Source organism: Methanohalobium evestigatum Z-7303 (genome assembly GCF_000196655.1).
In the GTDB taxonomy this organism is placed as follows: domain Archaea; phylum Halobacteriota; class Methanosarcinia; order Methanosarcinales; family Methanosarcinaceae; genus Methanohalobium; species Methanohalobium evestigatum.
Genome location: NC_014253.1, coordinates 1373309 through 1396022, shown reverse-complemented (window position 1 = coordinate 1396022; position 22714 = coordinate 1373309). Strand labels below are relative to the sequence as shown.

Genomic DNA, 22714 nt, shown 5'->3' with positions numbered 1-22714 from the left:
ATATAAAAATGGCAAATTTTAAAGTTGTAGTTTCAGACCCGAAAACAAAATCGTACCAATTTGATGTTACCGGTGATGAGGTAAATAATATTATTGGAAAATCAATAGGTGAAACACTTGATGGTAATCTGGTAGGGCTTCCGGGTTATAAATTAAAAATCACCGGCGGGAATGATAAAGATGGTTTTACCATGAGGGGAGACCTTCCTGGTGCGAAAAGACACAGGATACTGATGTCTGGAGGAGTAGGTGATGAGCCTAAATCCAAAGGTGAACGTAAAAGAAAATTTGTTCGTGGAAAGGAAATATCCAGTGACACTGTGCAGATAAACACAAAAGTTGTAGAATACGGTGACAAATCAATTGATGCTATTCTCGGCGGTGGAGAAGAAGCTGCTGCTGAAGAATAAAAATATGAAATAATGTTTTTAAGAGTGGTTTAGATTTTAATCACTCTTTTATAATTACAGTAATTTTTTCCCTGCTTCAGGACCAGATTTACATTCATATACGTTGGTAATTTTCATTTCTACAAGATGTTTGGCAGGATATTTGTCGCCCATTTCTTTAACCATATTGTACATTCTGTTGTAATCTTCGCCACTGGATTTTATTTCTACATCTCCTTTTATCTGGTAACATCCGCTTGTTTCTGTATTCCATACAAAAATGGATGCTTTCGGATTTTCCTGTAAATTAGAAAGTGTTTTATCAAAATAATTATCTGCTACCCAGATAGTTTCATCATCCATTAATTTACAGAATCCAATCGGAACAACATTTGGAACACCATCTTTAGATGCAGTAGCAAACGGGAAAATTTTGATTTTTGAAAAATCCTCTTTCATCTTCTCATCAAGTTTAACCATATTAGAATCACCCAATATAATTAGGGTAATGGTCATATATAAAAGGATTTAATATGGAAAATTCAATAATATAGTCAAGAATTTTCAGAATTTAATTGTAAATTTTAAGAAATTTTATCCAGAAAATGGTGATGAAACCTTAAATCGTCCGTTAGTTCAGGGTGGAATGCAAGAGCCATCAGATTACCCTGTTCAGCGGCGACAACATAATCATCAATTTTTGCCAGTGTTTTCACACTTTCTCCACATTTTACAATTGCAGGAGCACGAATAAAAATGGCAATGTATGGTGAATCAAAAACTGACACATCAAGTTTTGTTTCAAATGACTCTCTCTGCCTTCCGAATGCATTTCTATTAACAGTCGTGTCCATAATAGATAGTAAATATTGACGGGTCTTTTGTACTTGTCCTTCTCCACTCTTTGCCATGAGTATCAATCCGGCACAGGTACCCATAATAGGAACACCATCTGATGCGGCTTTTTTAATTTCATCTGCTATCCCTTCATAAACAAGGAGATGACCGAGTGTTGTACTTTCACCACCCGGTAAAATAAGTGCATCACAAGTAGGGGTAATACCACTATGCTTTATGGTAACAACTTCTCCTTTTTCACCGCGTTCAGAAATAGCTTTTTTTAAAGCATCGACATGTTCGGAAACATCACCCTGTAATGCAACTACACCTACACGCATATTGAAACCATCTTAAACTAAAAATTAAGGATAAAATATTTAGTATCCACGGGACTGAAGGATTTGCCCTTCTTCTATAGTGTCGGTACTGATACCTCTCATACCAGACCCGATTCCCTTGGATATCTCATAGAGTTTAGTGGGGTTGTCATAATTGTTTACAGCTTCTACAATTGCACCTGCCATTTTTTCAGGGTTTTCTGCCTTAAATATTCCAGAACCTACAAAGATACCATCTGCACCAAGTTTCATCATAAGTGCTGCATCGGCAGGTGTAGCTATGCCTCCTGCTGCAAAATTAACAACCGGAAGCCTTCCAAGGTTTACAGTTTCCTCAACAAGCTCATAAGGTGCTTCAATATCTCTGGCAACCATCATTAATTCTTCTTTAGATTTACCAGAATACTCTCGGATTTCACCCATTATTTGTTTCATGTGATGTACTGCCTGGCTTACATCTCCTGTCCCGGCTTCACCTTTTGTGCGAATCATGGCAGCTCCTTCATTGATTCGTCTCAGGGCTTCACCGAGATTACGGGCTCCACAGACAAAAGGTACTGTAAACTGGGTTTTGTCTATATGATATCTGGTATCTGCTGGAGTCAGAACTTCTGACTCATCAATCATATCAACACCGATTGATTCAAGAATTTCGGCTTCAACCGTATGTCCAATCCGGGATTTAGCCATAACCGGAATCGTTACTGAATCAACAATCTGGGATACAATCGCGGGGTCTGCCATTCTGGCAACACCGCCAGCTTCTCTTATATCTGCAGGTACAGATTCAAGAGCCATTATAGCGACTGCACCTGCCCTTTCAGCAATTTCTGCCTGTTCAGGTGTTGTGACATCCATTATCACGCCACCTTTTTGCATTTTGGCAAACCCGCGTTTTATCAATTCAGTACCATGTCTTAAATTTTCTATTTCCATCAAAATCAACCCTTGTTATCGAATTATGGTAATTTGTAGTAATTATTGAAGGTGTTTATTTAGTTATCATCATCTTTTTTAATTCTTGCGACCCCGATAACTTTATCGTTTTCTCTCATGTTCATAATCTTAACACCCTGTGTATTCCTGCCCTGTACCCGGATATCTTTAACAGGTATACGTATGACAAGACCCTGATAGCTTGTAACAACAATATCATCGTCATCTCTAACAGTTTTGACATTTACCACAGGACCATTTCTGGGTGTCATTTGTATGGTGGTAACACCACGTCCGCCTCTGTTCATTCTCCGGTACTCTTCAAATTTGGTACGTTTTCCATATCCGTTTTGAGTGATTGTAAGAAGCTTTGCATTCTCATCATCAGATATAGTATCCATACTTATAATCCTATCATCTGGATTTAGCCTTATACCCCGTACACCCTGTGCAGCTCTGCCCATGGGTCGTACATTGGTTTCTGCAAAACGGATAGCTTTACCTGTACTGGAAACAAGAATTATGTCATTTTGACCATCGGTTAAAATAACGTTTACCAGTTCATCATTCTCATTTAAATTGATAGCTATAAGTCCGGATTTTTTACGGGTCTTGAAACTTGATAAAGGTGTCTTTTTCACAGTTCCGTATTTTGTAGCCATCAATAGATTCCAGTCATCTGAAAACTCTTTTACTGTTATCATGGATGATACTGCTTCATCATTTTCCAGTTCAAACAGATTGACAAGCGCTTTACCGCGTGATTGTTTGCTTCCCTGTGGAATTTCATAAACCTTTTTACAGTTAACTCTACCTTTATTTGTGAAAAGAAGGAGATAATCACGGGTTGATGCTACAAATACATCTTCTACAAAATCGTCATCCTTGACATTTATACCCGCAACTCCACGACCACCACGGTGCTGTTTGGAGTAGGTGGTAACAGGCAGACGTTTAATGTAGCCACTATTGGTAATTGTTATCAATACATCTTCTTCTGGTATGAGGTCTTCTTCACTGAGTTCCTCATCTGATGATTGTATATCAGTACGCCTTTCATCTGCATAGTTTTCTTTCAGTTCGGTTAGTTCATCTTTTATTATATTGTATTTTCTGGAATCGCTTGCTATTATTTCTTTCAGGTCAGCAATTTTTTCAACCAGCTCGTTATATTCACTTTCGATTTTATCCTGCTCTATAGCGGTTAAATTTTGCAACCGCATATCAAGGATTGCTTTTGCCTGTGCTTCATCAAGCTGGAATTTTTCTATCAACCCTTCTTTTGCTTCAGGGGTTGTTTTTGAATTTCGAATGAATGATATAACTTCATCAAGGTTGCCAAGACATATTTTTAATCCGTCAAGGATATGGGCTCTTTCTTCTGCTTTTCTTAACTGATATTGACTGCGTTTCTGGATAACATCCATCCTGTGATTAAGATAAATCTGCAGAAGCTCATACAGGTTCAGTACTTTGGGAACACCATCGACCAGTGCAAGATTGATGATACCATAGGTTACCTGAAGCTGGGTGTGTTTGTATAACTGATTGAGGATAACATTCGGATTGGTATTGCGTGCCAGTTCTATGACAATTCGGATACCTTCTCTGTCGGATTCGTCTCTAAGATCTGAAATACCCTGTATCTTTTTGTCCCTTACAAGGGATGCGATGCTTTCAATAAGGTTTGCTTTGTTAACCTGGTAGGGTAATTCAGATACAACAATTCTATGTTTGTCGTTTTTCATTTCCTCGATATCTGCAACCGAGCGTATTTTGATACGACCACGTCCGGTTTCATAGGCGGATTTGATACCTTCTGTACCAAGAATTGTTCCTGCTGTCGGGAAATCGGGTCCTTTTATCGCAGTTCTGAGTTCTGGTATTGATACATCGGGATTGTCAATCATCATCAATAATCCGTCTGCTACCTCTTTCAAATTATGAGGCGGTATATTGGTCGCCATTCCGACTGCTATACCTGTAGAACCATTGACAATAAGGTTTGGAAGTTTGGCTGGAAGAACAGTGGGTTCTGTCAATGCTCCGTCATAGTTGGGCTGGAACGGTACAGTTTCCTTATCAATATCAACAAGCATTTCTTCAGAAATTTTCTCCATGCGAACTTCTGTATAACGCATTGCTGCTGCTGAATCACCATCTATAGAACCGAAATTACCCTGACCATCTACCAAAGGGTAGCGCATGGAGAATTCTTGTACCATTCTTACAAGCGAGTCGTAGACAGCCATATCACCATGAGGGTGGAACTTACCAAGCACATCACCAACAACACGTGCGGACTTTTTGTACGGCTTGTCATAGGTAATTCCGGCTTCTTTCATGGAATACAGGATACGCCTGTGAACCGGTTTTAACCCGTCACGAGCATCAGGAAGTGCCCTGCCTACTATAACACTCATCGCATAATCGATGTATGATTTTTTCATCTCCTCTTCGATTAACACGGGACTGATGTCTTCACCGGTATCAGTTTCCTGAACATCAATTTCTCCTGAGTTGTCATCGTTATAATTATCGTTTTCTGCCATTGATTATAACCTCATATCTTATTAATCATACATCAAGATTGACAACTTCTGTTGCATGTTTTTCAATAAACTGACGTCGCGGTTCTACTTCTTCACCCATAAGTATGGAAAACATCTCATCAGCTGCTGCAGCATCTTCCATTGTTACCTGTGTCAGTTTGCGGGATTCTGGATTCATGGTGGTAGCCCATAACTGTTCTGGATTCATTTCACCAAGACCCTTATATCTCTGGATAGATACGCCCTTTTCCCCAAGCTCTTTAAGTTTTGCATTCTTTTCCTTTTCGGTATGGATATAGAATTCTTTTTTACCTTTTTTAATGCGGTATAGTGGTGGCTGTGCAATATATACATAGCCATTGTCAACCATTTCATTCATGTAGCGGAAGAAGAAAGTTAAAATCAGCGTCCTTATATGTGCTCCATCTACATCAGCATCCGTCATAATGATAACTTTGTGATAACGTGCTTTGTTGATATCAAAATCTTCGCCTATGCCTGTACCCATTGCAGTAATCAGGGACAATATTTCATTGTTTTTCAACACTTTTGAAAGACGGGCTTTTTCCACATTTATAATCTTACCTCGGAATGGCAATATAGCCTGAAACCTGCGGTCTCTCCCCATTTTTGCGGAACCACCGGCTGAATCTCCTTCTACAAGAAAGATTTCTGAAACTGATGGGTCGGTTTCTGAACAGTCTGCAAGTTTACCGGGAAGTGTACTTACCTCAAGTGCGCTTTTTCTTCTTGTAAGTTCCCTCGCTCTTTTTGCAGCTTCTCTTGCTCTTTTTGCAGACAGTGCTTTTTTAATAATAGAGTTTGCTATTTTGGGATTTTCTTCCAGATATCTGGAGAGTTCTTCTGTGACCAACGATTCCACAACACCTTTAACATCACTGTTGCCAAGTCTGGTTTTCGTTTGCCCTTCAAATTGTGGATCTGGTATTTTTGCACTTATAATGGCTGTTAATCCTTCCCTGATATCCTCGCCTGTTAGCCTTACATTTCCTTTCTCAATTTCATTTTTCCTGATATAATCATTTGCCACTCTCGTAAGAGCGGTTTTAAAACCTATTACATGAGTTCCACCCTCATGGGTGTTAATATTGTTTGCAAATGAATAAACATATTCACCGTAGCTGTCAGTGTACTGGAGGGAAATTTCAACAATTGTCCCATCACTTTCTCCTTCAAAATAAATGGGTTCTTCATGAATGGGTGACCTGTTTTTATTCAGGTGTTTAACGAAGGATACAATACCACCATCATACTGGAATACATCTTCCTGCCCTTCTTCACTACGCTCATCTTTGATGGTAATTTTTATACCTTTGTTCAGGAATGCAAGTTCTCTTAATCTTGTGGATAATGAATCATAATCAAATTCAGTGGACTCAAATATTTCTGAATCTGGTTTGAATGTAAATTTTGTTCCATTACCTTCGGATTCTCCAAGAACCTGTACTTCTGTTTTAGGATAACCTTTTTCATAATGTTGATAGTAGCGTTTATCATCACGCTTTACTTCAACATCCAGCCATTCAGAAAGACCGTTTACAACGGAAACACCAACTCCGTGAAGTCCTCCTGAAACCTTGTAGCTGTTTTTATCGAATTTACCTCCTGCATGAAGTAGTGTCATTACAACTTCAAGTGCAGATTTGTTGTATTTGGCATGTGTATCTACTGGTATACCTCTACCATCGTCTTCAAGGGTCACACTGCCGTCAGAATTTAGTATAGTATTTATTTCAGAACAGTAACCTGCAAGAGCTTCATCAATACTGTTGTCCACTACCTCGTACACGAGATGGTGGAGCCCTCTGCTGTCAACGCTTCCGATATACATACTCGGACGTTTACGTACAGCTTCTAGCCCTTCAAGGACTTGGATATTAGTTGAATCATAAACCTGTTTATCAGCCATAATAATAAATCTCCGTGGAAATCGGATTATAGTCTTTAAAAATATTTTTCACGTTAAAAATCTGATCAAACCATTTATAAACCAGATTGAATTAAAAATTTTATATTGATTTTGGCTGGTTTTGTTTTTTAGCCTTTCAAGACTTAACTATATATGCGTTCATTACTAATAAATGTTTATATAAAATTTGGTTTAAAAGTTGTCTGATTAAATCATTTAGCGGGACACAAGTATTCAGCGTTTTCAATGCATTTTTCACATTCAAATTCAAGGGTGACATGTTTTATAATAACGGAAGGTAGAAAACCCTGATGTCTTCAGCATCAGGGATGAATACCGTCTAATACATAACGTAACATTTAAATAAAATAATTATAAAATATATAATAAAATGCATCTCACCCAGAAAAACCATATCAAAGCGGATAAACAGAAGTATGAAGTCCTGAAAAGGATTACTAAATTGTCTAAAAACCTGTACAATTTTACTCTGTACACTACAAGACAATACTATTTTGACAATTCAAAATATCTCAATCATGAATCCGCTTATCATCTGGTAAAAGAAAATGAGAATTACAAGATGCTGCCTTCACAGGTTGCACAGCAAACCATGAAAGTAGTAGATAGAAACATGAAATCGTTTTTCAGGATTCTGGGTGAGAAAAAAAGAGGCAACTACAACCGACCTGTAAAGATGCCTGAATACTTACCTAAAGACTCTAAATTTGTATGTATCTTTCCAAAAGATATGTTTAAAATCGAAGATAATAAAATCAGGTTATCTATGGGTAGAGAATTTTACAAAAACTATGGTGTTAGATACCTGTACTTCAAGTTACCTGAAAACATAACCGGTAAACACATAAAAGAAGTAAGGATAATCCCGAAGTATAACGGACAATGGTTTGAGATAGAGTATGTTTACAGAGATAATGGTAATGGTGAAAAAGTCGATTTAGACTACAATAAACATCTATCTATTGATTTAGGAGTGAACAATTTCGCAACCTGTGTAGATACCAATGGGACTGCTTTCATCATAGAAGGCAGGGGTTTGAAATCATATAACCGTTGGTGGAACAAAGTCAAAAGTGGGTTGCAGTCTGTATATGATAAACAGGGTATAAAATCAGGTCAGAAACTGAACTGGTTGTTCGAAAAAAGGAAGAACAAACTCAACGATTTCATGAATCAGAGTGTTAACTATATCGTTAAACACTGTATAGATAATAACATCGGCAACATCATAATCGGAGAACTGAAAGACATTAAACAGAACTCCAATATGGGTAAAAAGAATAACCAGACTTTTCAAACTATACCCTTTGGCAAATTCAAACAGAAACTTCGGTCTAAATGTGAGTACTACGGTATCAAGTATATAGAAGTTGATGAGGCATATACCAGTAAAACCGATGCTCTTGCATTAGAACCCATTGGAAAACACCGAAAATACATGGGTAAAAGAGTAAAAAGAGGATTGTTCCAGTTTTCTACTGGTAAATTACTCAATGCCGATGTCAATGGAGCATTGAACATATTAAGAAAAGTAGTCGGTGATTCTCTCATAGAGATAACCGATAGTGGATGTGTGAACCATCCAAGAAGGATAAGGTTTTTCGGCAACACATGTCGGTAAAGCAAACTCCTTCTGAAGCCGCTGAGTCTTTAGCTCAGCGGTAGTTCACATAGTATAAATTCAGGAAATAATAGTTTTATGCTATAACTTATAGAGCTTGTAGTACTATGTATTTTAATTTAAATAATTCCCAGATCTTTCAACCTATCCGGCAGATAGGTTTCGGTCACAAAATCCAGACCTTTTCCAGCAAAAGCCTGTTGTTCTGCCTTTTTCTTGATATCAAGCTGGAGCTCTATTTGTTCTTTCCAGTAGTCAGTTTCAAATCTTGGGTCTGAAAGCTCACTTCTGAGAGCCTCTACATCTCTTTCTGTAAGCTTATCAGTGGATAATTCGTATTCTACAATGTCTGTAGGCTGCAGTCCCAGAAACTTGGCGTTTGGTGTCGCCATAAATTCAGATAGATGAGCGCTTTTTATTGCACCATAGGCAATAGATGCATAAATGCGATAAGACCATGGGTCACCATCGGTAAACACCAGAACAGGCAGTCCGAGTTCCTCGTTCATGCGTTTGATAATCCTTCTTGTAGAACGGGCAGGTTGACCTTTAAGGTGAACAAGTACAGCATTGTATTTTTCATCAAAGCCGTTTTCAATAAGTCTTGCGTACATACCACCGGTTTCTATTGCGATTATAAAATTGGCATCATTTTCCAGAAATTCGATATTTTCCACATTAAAGGGAATCTGGTAACCGCTTTCTCCGATATCTTCCTGACAATGAATTGTCCTTGCTCCACGTTTTGTTTCTTCCCTGAGTTTTAGAGGTCCGAATAATGTTGCTCCATCCTCTTCTGGACGCATGTGGAAATATTCACGTTGCAGGTTTGTGATGATTTCAAGGTCTTCCACCAGTTTATCGCTTTCTGGCTGTTCACGGAATTTAGCAACTCCCCAGTTTTCAGAAATATAATACAATTCTCTTAAAGTAGAACCACGATTTTGTCCCAGATGATTGTTCATAACAAAATCAATGGTTTTTGATGTTTTTAACAGTTGATAAGCACCCTTTGTTGTCTTTGCACTACGTTCGCTCTCACGACCACCGTAAACCCATACATCACTGTTACTGTTGTATTCAATATTACCTTTTGTACGGCTGGGTAGGGTTACATGAGGAATAATACCTTCTGCAAACTGGTCATATAATTTTCTGGCAATACCCAGCAGTCTATCTTTTGCCACAGAATCATGTTCTTTCTGATGAGGTAATTCAGAACTGTTAGCCATTTTAAACAATCTCCTTTATCGCTTTTGCACCAGTGACAAGTTCGTCTTCAATTCCTTCTATTGTTACAGATGGAAGACGTGATAATTCATCATCTGTTATTGACACAATCGAATAGTTTATAACCTTGGAAGAATTGGATGAAATGTTAAGCGTCCACTTATAATCAAAATCATCACCAAGAGAAGTAGTCTTAGGATCAGGGTTTGCATTCTTTATTTCGTAGGGAAACATCTCATGCAAATCAAATTCATGGGATTTGTTAGCGTAATTAACTATTCGTATGGAAACCTCCACACTGTTGTCTTCGTTTCTTTTGAACTGTCTGTTTACCAGAACATTGCCCATAATTTTTGCCACTACTGGGTTGATATCTGGTTCTTCCCTGTCAAGTGTCTCTGCAAGAGTTGAAGCCATCTTTGGCAGAACCTTGGTAATGATTACTTCTTTTTCACGCCGTTTTTTGAGTGTACCCTGACGGTTAATGTAGCGGTTTAATTTTCTTGCTACATCCTTGATACCAAGTTCAATTTCATCTTTAATTTCGGGTATATCTGCAATGGCATCTTTGGATTCGGAAGTAAAGGGTACATTAGTAGATGCAACATGAACAAGTATAACCGCTGGACCTGTTGGGATTCCCCCTCCCGGCTGGTTCAATCCGTATTGTTTCCATTTAATGGATTCTACTGCATGAGTAGTTACACATCCACCCTGTTGATAGAGAAGAGGAACACGATTTGCAAAACGCATTATATCGATTTTGTCATCTTTTGGGAGGTCACCACCGTATGCTATACCTACTTCAACTATAAACGGATTTCCTGAATATACCGATGGTGAACGGGTTGTAGTTGCTATAAAATCTACATTGAATTCTTTGTTCAATCCTTTGTATGTTAATTTTTCACCTATCGGAGAAAGGCAGTTTGTAGGGGGTGACATGATTTTGACCTTTGAAAAAGCCTCCAACAGTTTTTTAGCTTCAAGTCTTGTGATTTCACGGGGTTCTTTTTCAAAATCAAGCCCTGCAGTCTTACAAATCTCGTCCGCAGTATTGAGACCTATTTTTGAAAACGAATAACGCAGAAAAGCACCAACTTTTTGGCGTTCAGTGTATCTTAACATCTTCATCAAAGTACCCATTTCAATGCCGTGGGGGTGGGGGAGGATTTCATCCGGAGCTTTGGGTAATTTATCTGTCACACGCTCAAAAACAATCTCATTGCCATCGGGTTCAATCAATGTTAAACGTGCGTGGGGGTTCACAATTGCAGTAGCTTTTAAATATTCCTGTATTGACTGCCTTCGACCCTTGACATAAGATGCTTCCATCTCCATTTCAACCCTTGTACCATGAGGTCTGTCCCAATCAACAATTTCATCCTTCAAAATTTCAGGGTCATTAGTACTGGTATTAATCATCACTTCATAATAATGGGCTGGTGATTCTGGACCTATTTTTGAAACAATCTTTGTCTGGAGACCCGTTGTAAGCTGGGAATATAATACTGCTGCAGATATACCAATACCCTGCTGACCTCGACTCTGTTTCAATGCATGAAACCTTGAACCATACAGCAGTTTTGCAAATACTTTGGGTATCTGCTCTCTAACAATACCGGGACCGTTATCCTCGATTATCACAGCAAGCGTATCTTTACCAGTTCGCTCAATCTGTAGTAAAATATCGGGAAGTATACCTGATTCTTCTGCAGCATCCAGTGCGTTATCAACAGCTTCTTTTACAGTTGTAATTAGACTTCTGGGAGCTGAATCAAATCCAAGAATCTGTCTGTTTTTTTCAAAAAATTCCGCAACGCTTATAGTTTGCTGATTTTTTGCAAGTTCTTCTGCTATCGGGGATGACATGATTGTACTACCTTTTAGGTTAATATATTCTTTTGATTAATATAATTATCATGTATAATTAAACTAAAATACGTTTCTATGACAATTGAGCATGGATTTAGTTTTTACTAATGTAGGCATATAGCGATATTTTATAAAGATTTTTGAAGCCTTTTTGTTGGATTATTTTAAATCATCATTATAATGATAATTATATGCAAAGTTTTTTATAATAAATAAACCTATTTACTTTATAGAGAGCGGGTATAAAATAAACTTTTTTTATTAACCCCCACTCCCCAACCCGCTCCTCTACCCTTAATTAAAAATCAAAAAGAGATTTTTGTGATTTATCCTGTGATTTTTTTTCGTTGTATTCGGACTGGTCAACAGGTTGGCTCGGTTCATCTTCGGTTTTGCTGGTAGTCTGTGTATTTTCGTTTTTATTGAATTTGGATTCATCCAGTTTGGAATTCTTTTTTTTGCTGGATGTTTTTTTGGTACTGGAACTGTAGGTAGAAAACGAATCGGGTGCTGAAAAATTTTCGACCATTGATTCTGCTTTTTGGTGTATATTTTTAAGCCTTTTTGTGGTCTTTTTACTCCCTGTCAAATAGACTAACTCATCCAGTGATAGGTTCAGGTCAGCAGTTATATCAACTGCATAATCATCATCTTTTAACAACTTGGTATATACAGGTGTCAGGTTAGACCGTACATGGCGAATGGATTTATAATTATGTTGAGCGATTTTGGATGCTATGTTGTCTCTAAGGTCACGTTTTGCACGCATTTGTCCTAGTTTCCTCCAGTATGATGGAGGACTGAATTTGATAAATCCCTTATAGTTCTGGGATCTGGAAACCACCATTCCGCCAATCATGAGTATATTAGCATAACGCCACAATCGGTAATTTTGTCTGTTTCTCACCCTTCCAAGATATATGTCTGCTTTTGAAAGATAACCATAACCAGATTTTATGTCATCAATTTCATGTTTAAACTGAGCAGGCAGATTTTCATCAATCCAGTGAACCATGTCTTCAGGGCTTTCATCAATACCGTAAGTAGCATTAAGGGCATCGTTAATATCATGACCTTTAAAAATTTTGGTTAAAACTTTGAAAATGGATTCTTCTGTATCCCTCTGTGAGGTGGCTATATCCTCAATATGGAGTTCGTTACCGGATACTGCTGCCTGGAGGTCGTTTATAGCACTGCGTACGTCACCATCTGAATCCTGTGCCAACTTTTCGATTGATTCATCGTCACAGTTTATATCTTCTTTTTTACAGATTTTTTTAAGGGAGGCGGCTATAGACCTTGTCTGTACATTGTTAAATTTAATCTCAAGGCATTGATTTCGAATAGATGATGCTACACCATAGACATCGTTTGCAATCAAAACTACTGGTTGGTCGGTTTTTTTAATTGTTTCGGAGATTGCACGGGCTCCGCCACGGTCATTGGTACCGTGCAGGTTATCAGCTTCATCAAGTACTATCAATCTTTTCCCGCCTGAACCAAACAGTGAGCCTGTTTTTGATGCAGAACCTGCGATTTTGTTGATAACCTCAGCAGTCCTCTGATCACTTGCGTTGAGTTCAATTACCTCCCATCCAAAATCATTTGCAAGAGCATAGGCTGTTGAGGTTTTACCAATACCAGCTCTGCCGTGCAGTATAACAGCCCTTTTTTCTGGTACATTATCCAACCATTCTTCAGCCCATTTTTTCAGTGATTCTAAAGCTTTTTTGTTGCCTACTACATCAGAAAGTGTAGATGGTCTGTATTTTTCAGCCCATTCGATTGGTTCACTCATCTTAACCAATCCCAGATAAAGAAAGAGTCTTAATTAATGTTTGCATTTTATAATAATGGAAGGTAGAAAACCCTGATGTCTTCAGCATCAGGGCTGAATACCGTCCAATATATAACTTAACATATAAATAATGTTAAATTCTAATTACTGTAATATGTTAAAAGCCTACAAGTATCGTATGTATCCAAACCAAATCCAACAGGAGTTAATCGCAAAACATATAGGAGCTTGTAGGTTCATATACAACTGGGCATTGGAGAACAAAATCAAATCTTATGAGCAGGATGGTAAAGCAATATCAAGATTTGAATTGAACAAACAGATAAGGGTATTAAAAGAAGATCATGAATGGTTGAATGAAATTAACTCTCAATCATTACAGGGAGCTACTCTTAACCTGGAAAATGCTTTTACCAAATTTTTCAGAGAAAAATCAGGTTTTCCAAAGTTTAAATCCAAGAAAAACCCAGTACAATCGTTTTCTGTTCCTCAGTATTATAAAGTCGATTTTGGTAATAATAAAGTATACATACCTAAAATCGGCTGGATAAAAACAAGGCTTCATAGAAGGTTTGATGGTAAACAAAGGACTGCAACTATAACAAGAACACCGACAGGAAAATATTATATCAGTATTTTAGTCGATGACGACAAACAATTACCACAAAAACAGACATTCGACCAAAATAATACAGTAGGAGTCGATGTAGGAATCAAGGATTTCGCTGTAACATCCGACGGTGAAAAAATCGATAATCCAAGGTACCTGAAAAATTCAATTGAAAGATTGAAGGTATTACAGAAAAGGCTCAGCAGAAAAAAGAAGGGTTCTAACAATTACAGGAAACTAAAACATCAGATAGCAAAATATCATGAGAAAATTGCTAATCAGAGAGAAGATTTCCAGCATAAGTTAAGTAATAAACTGATAAGCGAGAACCAAGCTGTAGCACTGGAATGTTTGAATGTAAAAGGACTGCTGAGAAATCATAATCTGGCACAGCATATAACCGATGCTTCATGGAGTAGTTTTGTTCAGAAATTAGAGTATAAAGCAGAATGGTATGGTAAAAATATTATCAAGATAGGACGATTCGACCCATCAAGCAAAATCTGTCATGTATGTGGATATTATAATAAGGGTTTAGAACTTAAAGACAGAGAATGGGAATGTCCTGACTGCAAAACGGAACATGATAGAGACATCAACGCATCAGTAAATATTAAAAAATTCGCGCTGGATAAACAGAATCTAATAGGCATCAATTCACCTTCGGGATGAGGGGTAGAGCCTGTGAACTTGTTCCCATAAGGGAAAAGGATGAAACAGGAAGCACTTTAAATCATAGATTTAAAGTTATCCTTAAATTTTTTATTTAAGGAGCCACTTGGTCTTTATCCAAGTGGTAGTTCACATTTACATTGAAGCAAAAATTAGTTAAGGAATATATTCAATATACATTTCCAGTTTATGATGTTTAATGACAGCTCGATATTAAACATAGTAGAAAAGAAAGCTATCGAAAACAAAGCACGAGTTGCGATTGGGATAAATTTCCTTTCTACAGAAATACTGGATAGTCTTAAAAAAGCACAGGATAGAGGTTATGCAAATATTGTAATTGTAGGCTGCAAAAAGGATATTGAAAACCTCGATTCTGAATCCAACATAGAAATTGTAGATACTGATAACCCTGAAAAATCAATCTGTGAACTTCTCGCATCCAATGATGTAGATGCCGCTGTAAGAGGAAATATAAAAGCATCAAAAGTACTGGATTATCTGAAAACATTAATGGATGCGGAAAAATTGTATCGTATAGCATTACTTCAAACAAATATGGGCAGACCTTTTTTCTTTGCTCCAGTAGGTATTGATGAAGGAAATGATCTGGCATCAAAAATTGAACATGTAAAAAAAAGTATTGAGCATATACGCAGATTTGATATTGACCCTGAAGTTGGAATCTTATCAGGTGGCAGGTCAGGAGACATCGGGCGCAACAATAAGGTTGATAGAACACTTGCAGATGCAGAATTTATAACTAGGTATTTACTGGGCAACGGAATTAATGCCACGAATCATAATATACTGATAGAAAACGCTGTTAAAGAATCTGATTTTGTCTATGCTCCAGATGGTATCACAGGAAATCTGATTTTTAGAACACTTGTATATCTATGTGGAGGGGAAGGTATAGGAGCTCCAGTACTTACCGATGAATATGTCTTTGTGGACACATCAAGGGCAAGGAAAGATTTCACTAAAGCCATTATGATTGCCAGTGCATTAACATCAATTAAAACGAAATGAGGTGGTTATCTTAAAACGAATTGCTGATGATTGGCCGGTTGTAAAAGGTGATTACACTGTAGGCAACCCTGAATCAAGGATAGTAGTTGTTACACTTGCCAGTTCAATAGAATCAAACCCTGAAGCATGTTTATGGGGTACATGCAAAACCGAAAATCTGGGAGCTGAAAAATTAATCACTAATATAGTCTCCAATTCCAACATTAGATTTGTTCTGTTATGTGGTGGCGAGTCCAGAGGACATCTATCGGGACATACTATTTTGAAACTACACAAAAACGGTGTTGATGGGAAGGGGAGAATCATCGGTTCAGAAGGGGCTATTCCATTTGTAGAAAATATTCCTCGAATAGCCATCCAGCGTTTTCGGAATCAGGTAGAAGTGATTGATTGTATAGGTGAAACCGATTCAGAGGTTTTAGGAAATATTGTTGATACTTATAAAGATAAACGAGACGCTTATAATGAAGAACCTGTCCTTGTAACATCAAAAAGTAGAAAGAAAAAAACACTTCCACCAGTATCATCTGATAATGGTGATATGTTTATTTCGGATGAATTTGTAATAGATACAGAAACAGGAATGATTTTTAAGGCTTAATTGAGGTTATTTTCCTGAAAAACCATACTTAATGCGGTCTTCTTTCAAACCGGCATTTACAAAATAGGAAATGATAGCAATATTAAACAGAATCAAAAGTATTACAACCGAAAACAAAATTGGTATGTCTCTTGACAGCAACGCAAAGTAATTCCATAAAAAGTGTAGGGATATAGCAGCAAAGAAAAAGTAAATAAGTGGTAGTTTCAATTTGTTTTCTGCTTTAAGTCCATAACCTACACCTATAGTTGCAGTCCATACACCATGAGCAATAGGTGTTAACAGTGCTCTCTGGACGGATATACCTACACCAAACCCAAAACCATACAACAGGTTCTCGGTAGCAGCAAATCCAAGGCCTGCTGCAACACCATATACTACCCCATCCATTATACCATCCATTTGCTTTGCTTTATAGGGTATCCGTATAATGTATCCCTTTGTAATCTCTTCTACAACACCTGCTACTATTGCTATGGAAAAAATGGTTCTGGGTATAAACTGGAACAACAATTGTTCAAAAAACATGGCGATGATTACCGAATTAAGAGCACCGTATATAAAGGTCAAAATCACGTATCTTTTGGGTTCTGGCTCATACTTATCTTTGTGATAAAAATACCACAAAAGAGCCAGACTGGGTGCATAGGCAAGTATTATTATTAATGTGATAGTGTGCATATTATCCGGTACTGTTAAACATTTTTATGTGAAAAATAGGTGATAAATACATTGGTAACAAAAACACTTATTTTTAAATAGATTAAGGATTATCATAATAAAATTAATGATATTCATGGAATTAATTCATCCGGCTAACATTTAAAAATATTATCAAGAAATAGTTATTTGTTTTTAAGGATTGTATATGTGAGGTTAATAAATGTTTAAATTCAGAAAAGAACAGGAAATTGTCAATATCGCAGGTGTAAAGGTCGGGGGACAACCCGGAGAGTTGCCCACTGTACTTGCAGGTACCATTTTTTACCGCGGACATAAAATAATAAAAAACGAATCCAGAGGGACTTTTGATAAAAACGCTGCTGAAACACTTGTAAATATCCAGGAAACCAATTCTGATGAGACTGGAAATCCTCACATGTTGCATATCTATGGAACAACTCCTGAAAATGTATGCAATTATATAGATTTTATATCTGAAATTACTGATGCACCGTTTATCATCGATTCATCAGAAACAGAAGTGCGTAAAAAAGCATTAGAATACGTTACAGAAGTTGGACTTTCAGACAAGACCATTTACAATTCCGTTAATATGAGTATTTCAAAAGATGAAGAGCAGGCACTTAAAAACTCGGATGTATTCAGTTCTATAATACTTGGTTTTAATGCAATAGATTCTTCAATGGAAGGACGTATGAAAATACTTGAAAACGGTGGCGGAGCTATTGACAGAGGTTTGCTGGAAATTGCAGAGGATTGTGGTATATCCAATATAATGGTTGACCCAAGTATCACACCTATGGGTAATGGTGCTGGTATTGCTTTACGTATGACAGCAAATGTAAAGGCAAAATGGGGTTATCCTACAGGTTCAGGGATACATAACGCACCTTCTTCATGGAACTGGCTCAAAGAACAAGGGAAAAAAGACCCTCTTGTATATAGAATGTGTGATATCAGTTCCACCTGTATGCAGCAGATGGCAACAGGTGATTTTGTTCTCTATGGTCCAATTGAAAATGCACCATATACATTCCCTGTAGCAGCAATGGGCGATATCATGGTATCAGAAGCATCCGCAGGTATAGGTACGGATTTGGGACAGCCCAGCAATCATCCGATAAATCGTCTGTTATAAGGTTATTCTACATATCTTCCTCTACTGCCTTGTGCACACTGAACACAAATACCTCTGGAGGTCAGGCAATTCCCGCACACCTGCCTCCCACAGAAACTGCATGTATTAAGTTTTGCAGGTCTGCCACATATAGAACAGATGCCAGTAACTTCCAGCTTTGTATCCCCCTTCTTAAAATCCTCTTTTGTTTTTGTATATTTCCAGAGCGTTTTCAACTCTTTCTTTATCAATTATTCCGTTGGTAGACGCGGTTTCAAAGAAACGTTTCGGAAGTTTGACATTATCAAGGTTAAATCCAAATTTTTGTTTAAGCTCGTATTTTTTCATAAATATCTCAGTTCCAATTCTGTCAAGTTCTTCTTCCGATTTTTCAATGCCAAGTGGTTTAAGTGCATCAACAATGACATCAGGGGTATAGACTTTGCGTGCAAACAGACAGATAACAAGTGAATTGAGAACTCCCCTTACATCATCTTCGGCTATCAACTGGTCGATAATCTCTTCATCCGATAGATCACTCTTAAACGCCTTCTGGTCTGCACTATATCCTGCATTATCATGATGGGAATGGCGTACGCCAGCTGTAAGTCCTACAACATTACCCAGTCCCGTATGATATCCTGGGACTTCCAGCCTTCCAAGATGCATTGCAAAATCCTGACCGCCATATTTTTCCGATGCAACAGCTACACCTTCTGCAAGTGCAGAGTAAAATTCATTCGGGGATTTTGTTATCAAGTCAACAGCACGAAGGAAATTATTAAGATCTCCCCATTTTAATGTTACACCCATGGTTTCATCGGTAGAGATTTTTTCTTTCATCGACATTTCTGTAGCCCATGCAAGAATAACACCCATGCTTATAATGTCAACACCCTGACGTTCACATGTATCAATTAATTCAAGTACATCTTCTGGTTCTTTAAGTCCCAGATTTGTACCGAGTGCATATACAAGCTCATAATCATATGGTATATCAGAAACTTCTACATCATGAGAATTTGAAAACAACGTTTTCAGCATTGCAACATGTATGCATCCAATGGGACAACCAGCACAGGAAAGTTTTCTTATTAGGTAATTATCTCCTAAATTTTCACCGGATATGTTCTCTGCATATTCAAAATATGTTTGCTGGAAGTTTCTGGTTGGCAGTGCGTTGATTTCGTTTAAAACATTTACATTGATAGTAGTTCCCAAATCATGATATTTTTCCATCAGGTCAGTGTTCACCACTTTATGGTAGAGTTGCTTGTACTGTTTATTGTAGTCTTTTTTATCTACAACCTGCAGTTCTTCATTACCTGATAATACTATGGCTTTCAAGTTTTTGGAGCCAAAAACCGCACCAAGACCCAGTCGACCGAAATGACGGTAGGTATCAACATTTACATTGGCGTATTTAACACCTTTTTCACCGGCGGGACCGATGCGGATAATACTTCTTCTCCCTGAATAAGGTTCTGCATCTCTGAGTATCTTTCCAACATCTACAGTTGATGAAAGACCCCATATAGATGTGGCGTCTTTGAATGTAATATTGCCATCATGCAAAGAAAGATAAACAGGACGTTTTGCTTTTCCGGTAATAACTATTGAATCATATCCTGCAAACCTCATTGCTGTGGCAATTCTGCCTCCTGCATATGATTCACCCAGTTCACCGGTTAAAGGAGAACGAAACATTGCCACTGCTTTTGTGCAACACGGATATATACCAGAAAATGGTCCGATGCTAAATACAATAGGTGCTTCTGTGTCAAGAGCATCTTTGTCTTCTCTGAAACCTTCGTCAAGTAGTTGTGTTGCTACACCTGTACCTCCAATATATCTGTCAAACAGATCCGGTCTTTGTACAAGTTTAGATGTTTCATTTGTAAGGTCTATATAAAGTACATTGGATGTGCTGTTTATAACTGTATCAGTCATCAAATCCCTCGATTAATTTGTATCCATGATTTCTTCCCCGTTATCCCCAACTTTTCTTAATTCAAGCACATCCCGGGGACAGTATGAAGCACATACACCGCAGTGTTTACAGACAACGGCTTTACCGTATGCATCCATATGTATTGCACCTATAAGGCATGCATCTACACAATACCTACACCCTTCACACAAATCATTGTGCAGTATTACTCCACCACCTTTTCTCACAGTGAGAGCACCTGTAGGGCATGCTCTGGAACAAGGGGGATCTATACAGGCATGACAGACTATGGAGACAAAACCCTCCTCTATACCGCCTTTTGTCTGTATATCAATTGCACTGTTTTTCAGGGAAACTGTATCGTAATAGGTACGTGCACATGCCAGCATACAGGAGTAACATCCAATACATCGAGCCTGATTGGCGACTTTTATCCTTTTTGGAATTATACCTTCCCCCATGATATTGTACATAAATCCTTATTAAAAAATAATAAATTATTGAAGGATTCCGCCTTTACTTGCGGAACCTACTGATTTTCTGTATTTTGTAAGGTATTTAGAATCTACTTCTTTTTCGGATAACTCAAAGGATTCTTTCCTCTTTTTCATCTCTTCCTCTGAGATATTAAGATTCAAAGTTCTTTCTGGAATGTTTATTTCGATTTCATCTCCATCCTGGATATATGCAATAGGTCCACTGTCGATGGCTTCTGGTGATATATGCCCTATACATGGTCCTCTTGTTCCACCTGAAAAACGTCCATCTGTAACCAGTGCAACTGTATCAAGCCCCATACCTGCTATTGCAGATGTTGGAGACAGCATTTCACGCATTCCAGGTCCTCCTTTTGGACCTTCATATCTTATGACAACAACATCATCTGATTTAACATCTCCACCCAGTATACCACACATAGCATCTTCTTCACTATCATAAACTCTTGCTGGACCTTTGTGTTCAAGCATATCTTCATTTACTGCTGACTGTTTAATTACTGAACCTTCTGGTGCAAGAGAACCTTTAAGAATTGCTATTCCGCCTTCTGGATGGACAGGATTATCGATTGTTGCTATGATATCTTTGTTTGTTTTCGGATTTATTACAACAAAGTCCTCAAGGTTTTCACCAAGTGTTTTTCCAGTAACAGTTTTAACATCAAGGAATAGCATCGGTTTTATCCTTTCAAGGATTGCCTGAACTCCCCCTGCTCTGTCAAAATCGAGCATGTGGTTGTATCCACCGGGTCTCAGGTTTATCAAATGAGGTGTTTGCCTGCTCAATTCATCGAATTTTTCAATAGGTAACTCCAATCCGAACTCATTGGCTATTGCTGGAAGATGCAGAACAGTATTTGTACTTCCTCCTATTGCCATATCCACCCTTATAGCATTATTAAGAGTCTCATCGGTTACAATTTGACGTGGTGTAAGGTCTTCTTTTGTCATCTGGACTATACGTTCACCAGAATCTTTGGCAATACGTGCTTTCTTTGCATCTGCCGCATGAGCAGTTCCACAACCCGGAAGGCTCATTCCCATTGCTTCTGTTAAACAGGACATTGTATTTGCAGTAAACAATCCGGCACATGAACCAGCTCCACTGCACGACTGGTCTTCTATCATTTTTAACTGGGATTCTGAAATGTTATCGTTACGGCAAGAACCTATTCCTTCAAATACAGATACAAGGTCACAGTATTCGTCACCAACATAACCCGGTAACATGGGACCACCGGTGACAACAATTGCCGGTATGTTGAGACGTCCTGCAGCCATCAGGTGACCTGGAAGGATTTTGTCACAGGCTGCAATTAATACCATACCATCAAGCTGGTGTGCCTGTACCATGAGTTCAATCGTATCTGCAATAGCTTCACGACTTGGGAGGGAATATTTCATACCTTCATGACCCATTGCTATACCGTCACAAACACCAATGGTATTAAACTCAAAAGGTACTCCTCCAGCGTTTCTAATTCCTGCTTTTACTGATTCACCAAGTTTGTCAAGGTTGATGTGTCCGGGAACAATTTCATTCCACGAATTTACGACAGCAATAAACGGTTTATCCATCTCGGAATCTGTTACACCGGTAGCTTTAAGAAGCGAACGATGGGGTGCATGTTCCATTCCTTTTTTTATAGTATTACTTCTCATTAAATCAACTCATTATAGAATGTTTTTATATTAATTGATAATTCGGCTATTTTTAAAATAAATATTAAACAGTATTATAGATTTTCTTATTGGTTTTTTATTGAACGTATTTGGTGATAGGATGGTATTTAATGATTTTGACCGTTAGCTGAACAACTATGATATAAAACAATGGTAGAATTAAAATATGATGAAATATTAGATGTAAGTATACAACGTTAAATATTATATGTTATATATAAATATATTAATCGATGTACTTATTGTTAAATGGTGATGTATCAATGATAAAAACAATATTGGGTTGTTTGTTGGTGATATACCTTATTGTATTGCTGTTAGTAGTGAAACCAATCCG

The 22714-nt window shown here is 37.8% G+C and carries 18 protein-coding genes; 6 read left to right on the top strand and 12 right to left on the bottom strand.

The window, feature by feature from the left end; genetic code table 11:
• Positions 1–8 precede the first annotated feature (8 nt).
• The gene (locus tag METEV_RS06970) at positions 9–410 is read left to right on the top strand and encodes a 30S ribosomal protein S6e (protein WP_013194822.1); all 402 of its coding nucleotides are present in this window, start codon (positions 9–11) and stop codon (positions 408–410) included.
• A gap of 54 nt (positions 411–464) precedes the next feature.
• On the opposite strand, the gene METEV_RS06965 is transcribed toward METEV_RS06970, so the two are convergent.
• The 5 genes from METEV_RS06965 to gyrB all read right to left on the bottom strand — a co-directional run bounded on the left by METEV_RS06965 (position 465) and on the right by gyrB (position 6985).
• Positions 465–869 (bottom strand): pyridoxamine 5'-phosphate oxidase family protein, encoded by a 405-nt coding sequence (locus METEV_RS06965; RefSeq protein ID WP_049891092.1) that lies wholly within the window; start codon positions 867–869, stop codon positions 465–467.
• 104 nt (positions 870–973) lie between these two features.
• Positions 974–1567 carry a pyridoxal 5'-phosphate synthase glutaminase subunit PdxT gene (pdxT, locus tag METEV_RS06960; RefSeq protein ID WP_013194820.1) on the bottom strand — a complete coding sequence of 198 codons (594 nt, stop codon included), beginning with the start codon at positions 1565–1567 and terminating at the stop codon, positions 974–976.
• Between the two features lie 39 nt (positions 1568–1606).
• Entirely contained in the window at positions 1607–2503 is an 897-nt protein-coding gene (gene pdxS, locus METEV_RS06955) for a pyridoxal 5'-phosphate synthase lyase subunit PdxS (RefSeq protein WP_013194819.1), read from the bottom strand.
• 59 nt (positions 2504–2562) lie between these two features.
• Positions 2563–5055, bottom strand: a complete 2493-nt coding sequence (gene gyrA, locus METEV_RS06950; RefSeq protein ID WP_013194818.1) for a DNA gyrase subunit A — start codon at positions 5053–5055, stop codon at positions 2563–2565.
• Positions 5056–5080: 25 nt separating this feature from the next.
• The gene (gene gyrB / locus METEV_RS06945) at positions 5081–6985 is read right to left on the bottom strand and encodes a DNA topoisomerase (ATP-hydrolyzing) subunit B (RefSeq protein ID WP_013194817.1); all 1905 of its coding nucleotides are present in this window, start codon (positions 6983–6985) and stop codon (positions 5081–5083) included.
• Positions 6986–7376: 391 nt separating this feature from the next.
• Between gyrB and METEV_RS06940 the strand changes: the two genes are divergently transcribed.
• Positions 7377–8627 carry an RNA-guided endonuclease InsQ/TnpB family protein gene (locus METEV_RS06940; protein WP_013194816.1) on the top strand — a complete coding sequence of 417 codons (1251 nt, stop codon included), beginning with the start codon at positions 7377–7379 and terminating at the stop codon, positions 8625–8627.
• A gap of 119 nt (positions 8628–8746) precedes the next feature.
• Here the strand turns inward: METEV_RS06940 and METEV_RS06935 are convergent, their stop codons facing one another.
• The 3 genes from METEV_RS06935 to METEV_RS06925 form a co-directional block, all read right to left on the bottom strand.
• Positions 8747–9859, bottom strand: coding sequence for a DNA topoisomerase IV subunit A (locus tag METEV_RS06935; RefSeq protein ID WP_013194815.1), 1113 nt, complete (start codon positions 9857–9859; stop codon positions 8747–8749).
• 1 nt (position 9860) lies between these two features.
• Positions 9861–11729, bottom strand: coding sequence for a DNA topoisomerase VI subunit B (locus METEV_RS06930; RefSeq protein WP_013194814.1), 1869 nt, complete (start codon positions 11727–11729; stop codon positions 9861–9863).
• 301 nt (positions 11730–12030) lie between these two features.
• Entirely contained in the window at positions 12031–13530 is a 1500-nt protein-coding gene (locus METEV_RS06925; protein WP_013194813.1) for a replication factor C large subunit, read from the bottom strand.
• A gap of 154 nt (positions 13531–13684) precedes the next feature.
• On the opposite strand from METEV_RS06925, the gene tnpB reads away from it, so the two are divergent.
• From tnpB to METEV_RS06910, 3 genes are all read left to right on the top strand, one after another.
• Entirely contained in the window at positions 13685–14812 is a 1128-nt protein-coding gene (gene tnpB / locus METEV_RS06920) for an IS200/IS605 family element RNA-guided endonuclease TnpB (RefSeq protein WP_049891090.1), read from the top strand.
• A gap of 189 nt (positions 14813–15001) precedes the next feature.
• Positions 15002–15844, top strand: coding sequence for a methanogenesis marker protein Mmp4/MtxX (gene mtxX, locus METEV_RS06915; RefSeq protein ID WP_013194810.1), 843 nt, complete (start codon positions 15002–15004; stop codon positions 15842–15844).
• Between the two features lies 1 nt (position 15845).
• On the top strand, positions 15846–16445 hold the full coding sequence (locus tag METEV_RS06910; protein WP_013194809.1) for a tetrahydromethanopterin S-methyltransferase subunit A: 600 nt from the start codon (positions 15846–15848) through the stop codon (positions 16443–16445).
• A 6-nt stretch (positions 16446–16451) separates the two neighbouring features.
• Here the strand turns inward: METEV_RS06910 and METEV_RS06905 are convergent, their stop codons facing one another.
• Positions 16452–17126 carry a PrsW family intramembrane metalloprotease gene (locus METEV_RS06905; RefSeq protein WP_013194808.1) on the bottom strand — a complete coding sequence of 225 codons (675 nt, stop codon included), beginning with the start codon at positions 17124–17126 and terminating at the stop codon, positions 16452–16454.
• 202 nt (positions 17127–17328) lie between these two features.
• On the opposite strand from METEV_RS06905, the gene mtrH reads away from it, so the two are divergent.
• On the top strand, positions 17329–18267 hold the full coding sequence (mtrH, locus tag METEV_RS06900) for a tetrahydromethanopterin S-methyltransferase subunit H (protein ID WP_013194807.1): 939 nt from the start codon (positions 17329–17331) through the stop codon (positions 18265–18267).
• Positions 18268–18438: 171 nt separating this feature from the next.
• Here the strand turns inward: mtrH and METEV_RS06895 are convergent, their stop codons facing one another.
• Genes METEV_RS06895 through ilvD form a run of 3 tightly spaced genes read right to left on the bottom strand, consistent with a single transcriptional unit; the run spans position 18439 to position 22356 of the window.
• The gene (locus METEV_RS06895; RefSeq protein WP_013194806.1) at positions 18439–20196 is read right to left on the bottom strand and encodes an aldehyde ferredoxin oxidoreductase family protein; all 1758 of its coding nucleotides are present in this window, start codon (positions 20194–20196) and stop codon (positions 18439–18441) included.
• 12 nt (positions 20197–20208) lie between these two features.
• A complete protein-coding gene (locus tag METEV_RS06890) occupies positions 20209–20658 on the bottom strand; it encodes a 4Fe-4S dicluster domain-containing protein (RefSeq protein ID WP_013194805.1) in 450 nt (149 codons plus the stop codon).
• Positions 20659–20694: 36 nt separating this feature from the next.
• Positions 20695–22356 (bottom strand): dihydroxy-acid dehydratase, encoded by a 1662-nt coding sequence (gene ilvD / locus METEV_RS06885; RefSeq protein ID WP_013194804.1) that lies wholly within the window; start codon positions 22354–22356, stop codon positions 20695–20697.
• Between the last annotated feature and the right edge of the window lie 358 nt (positions 22357–22714).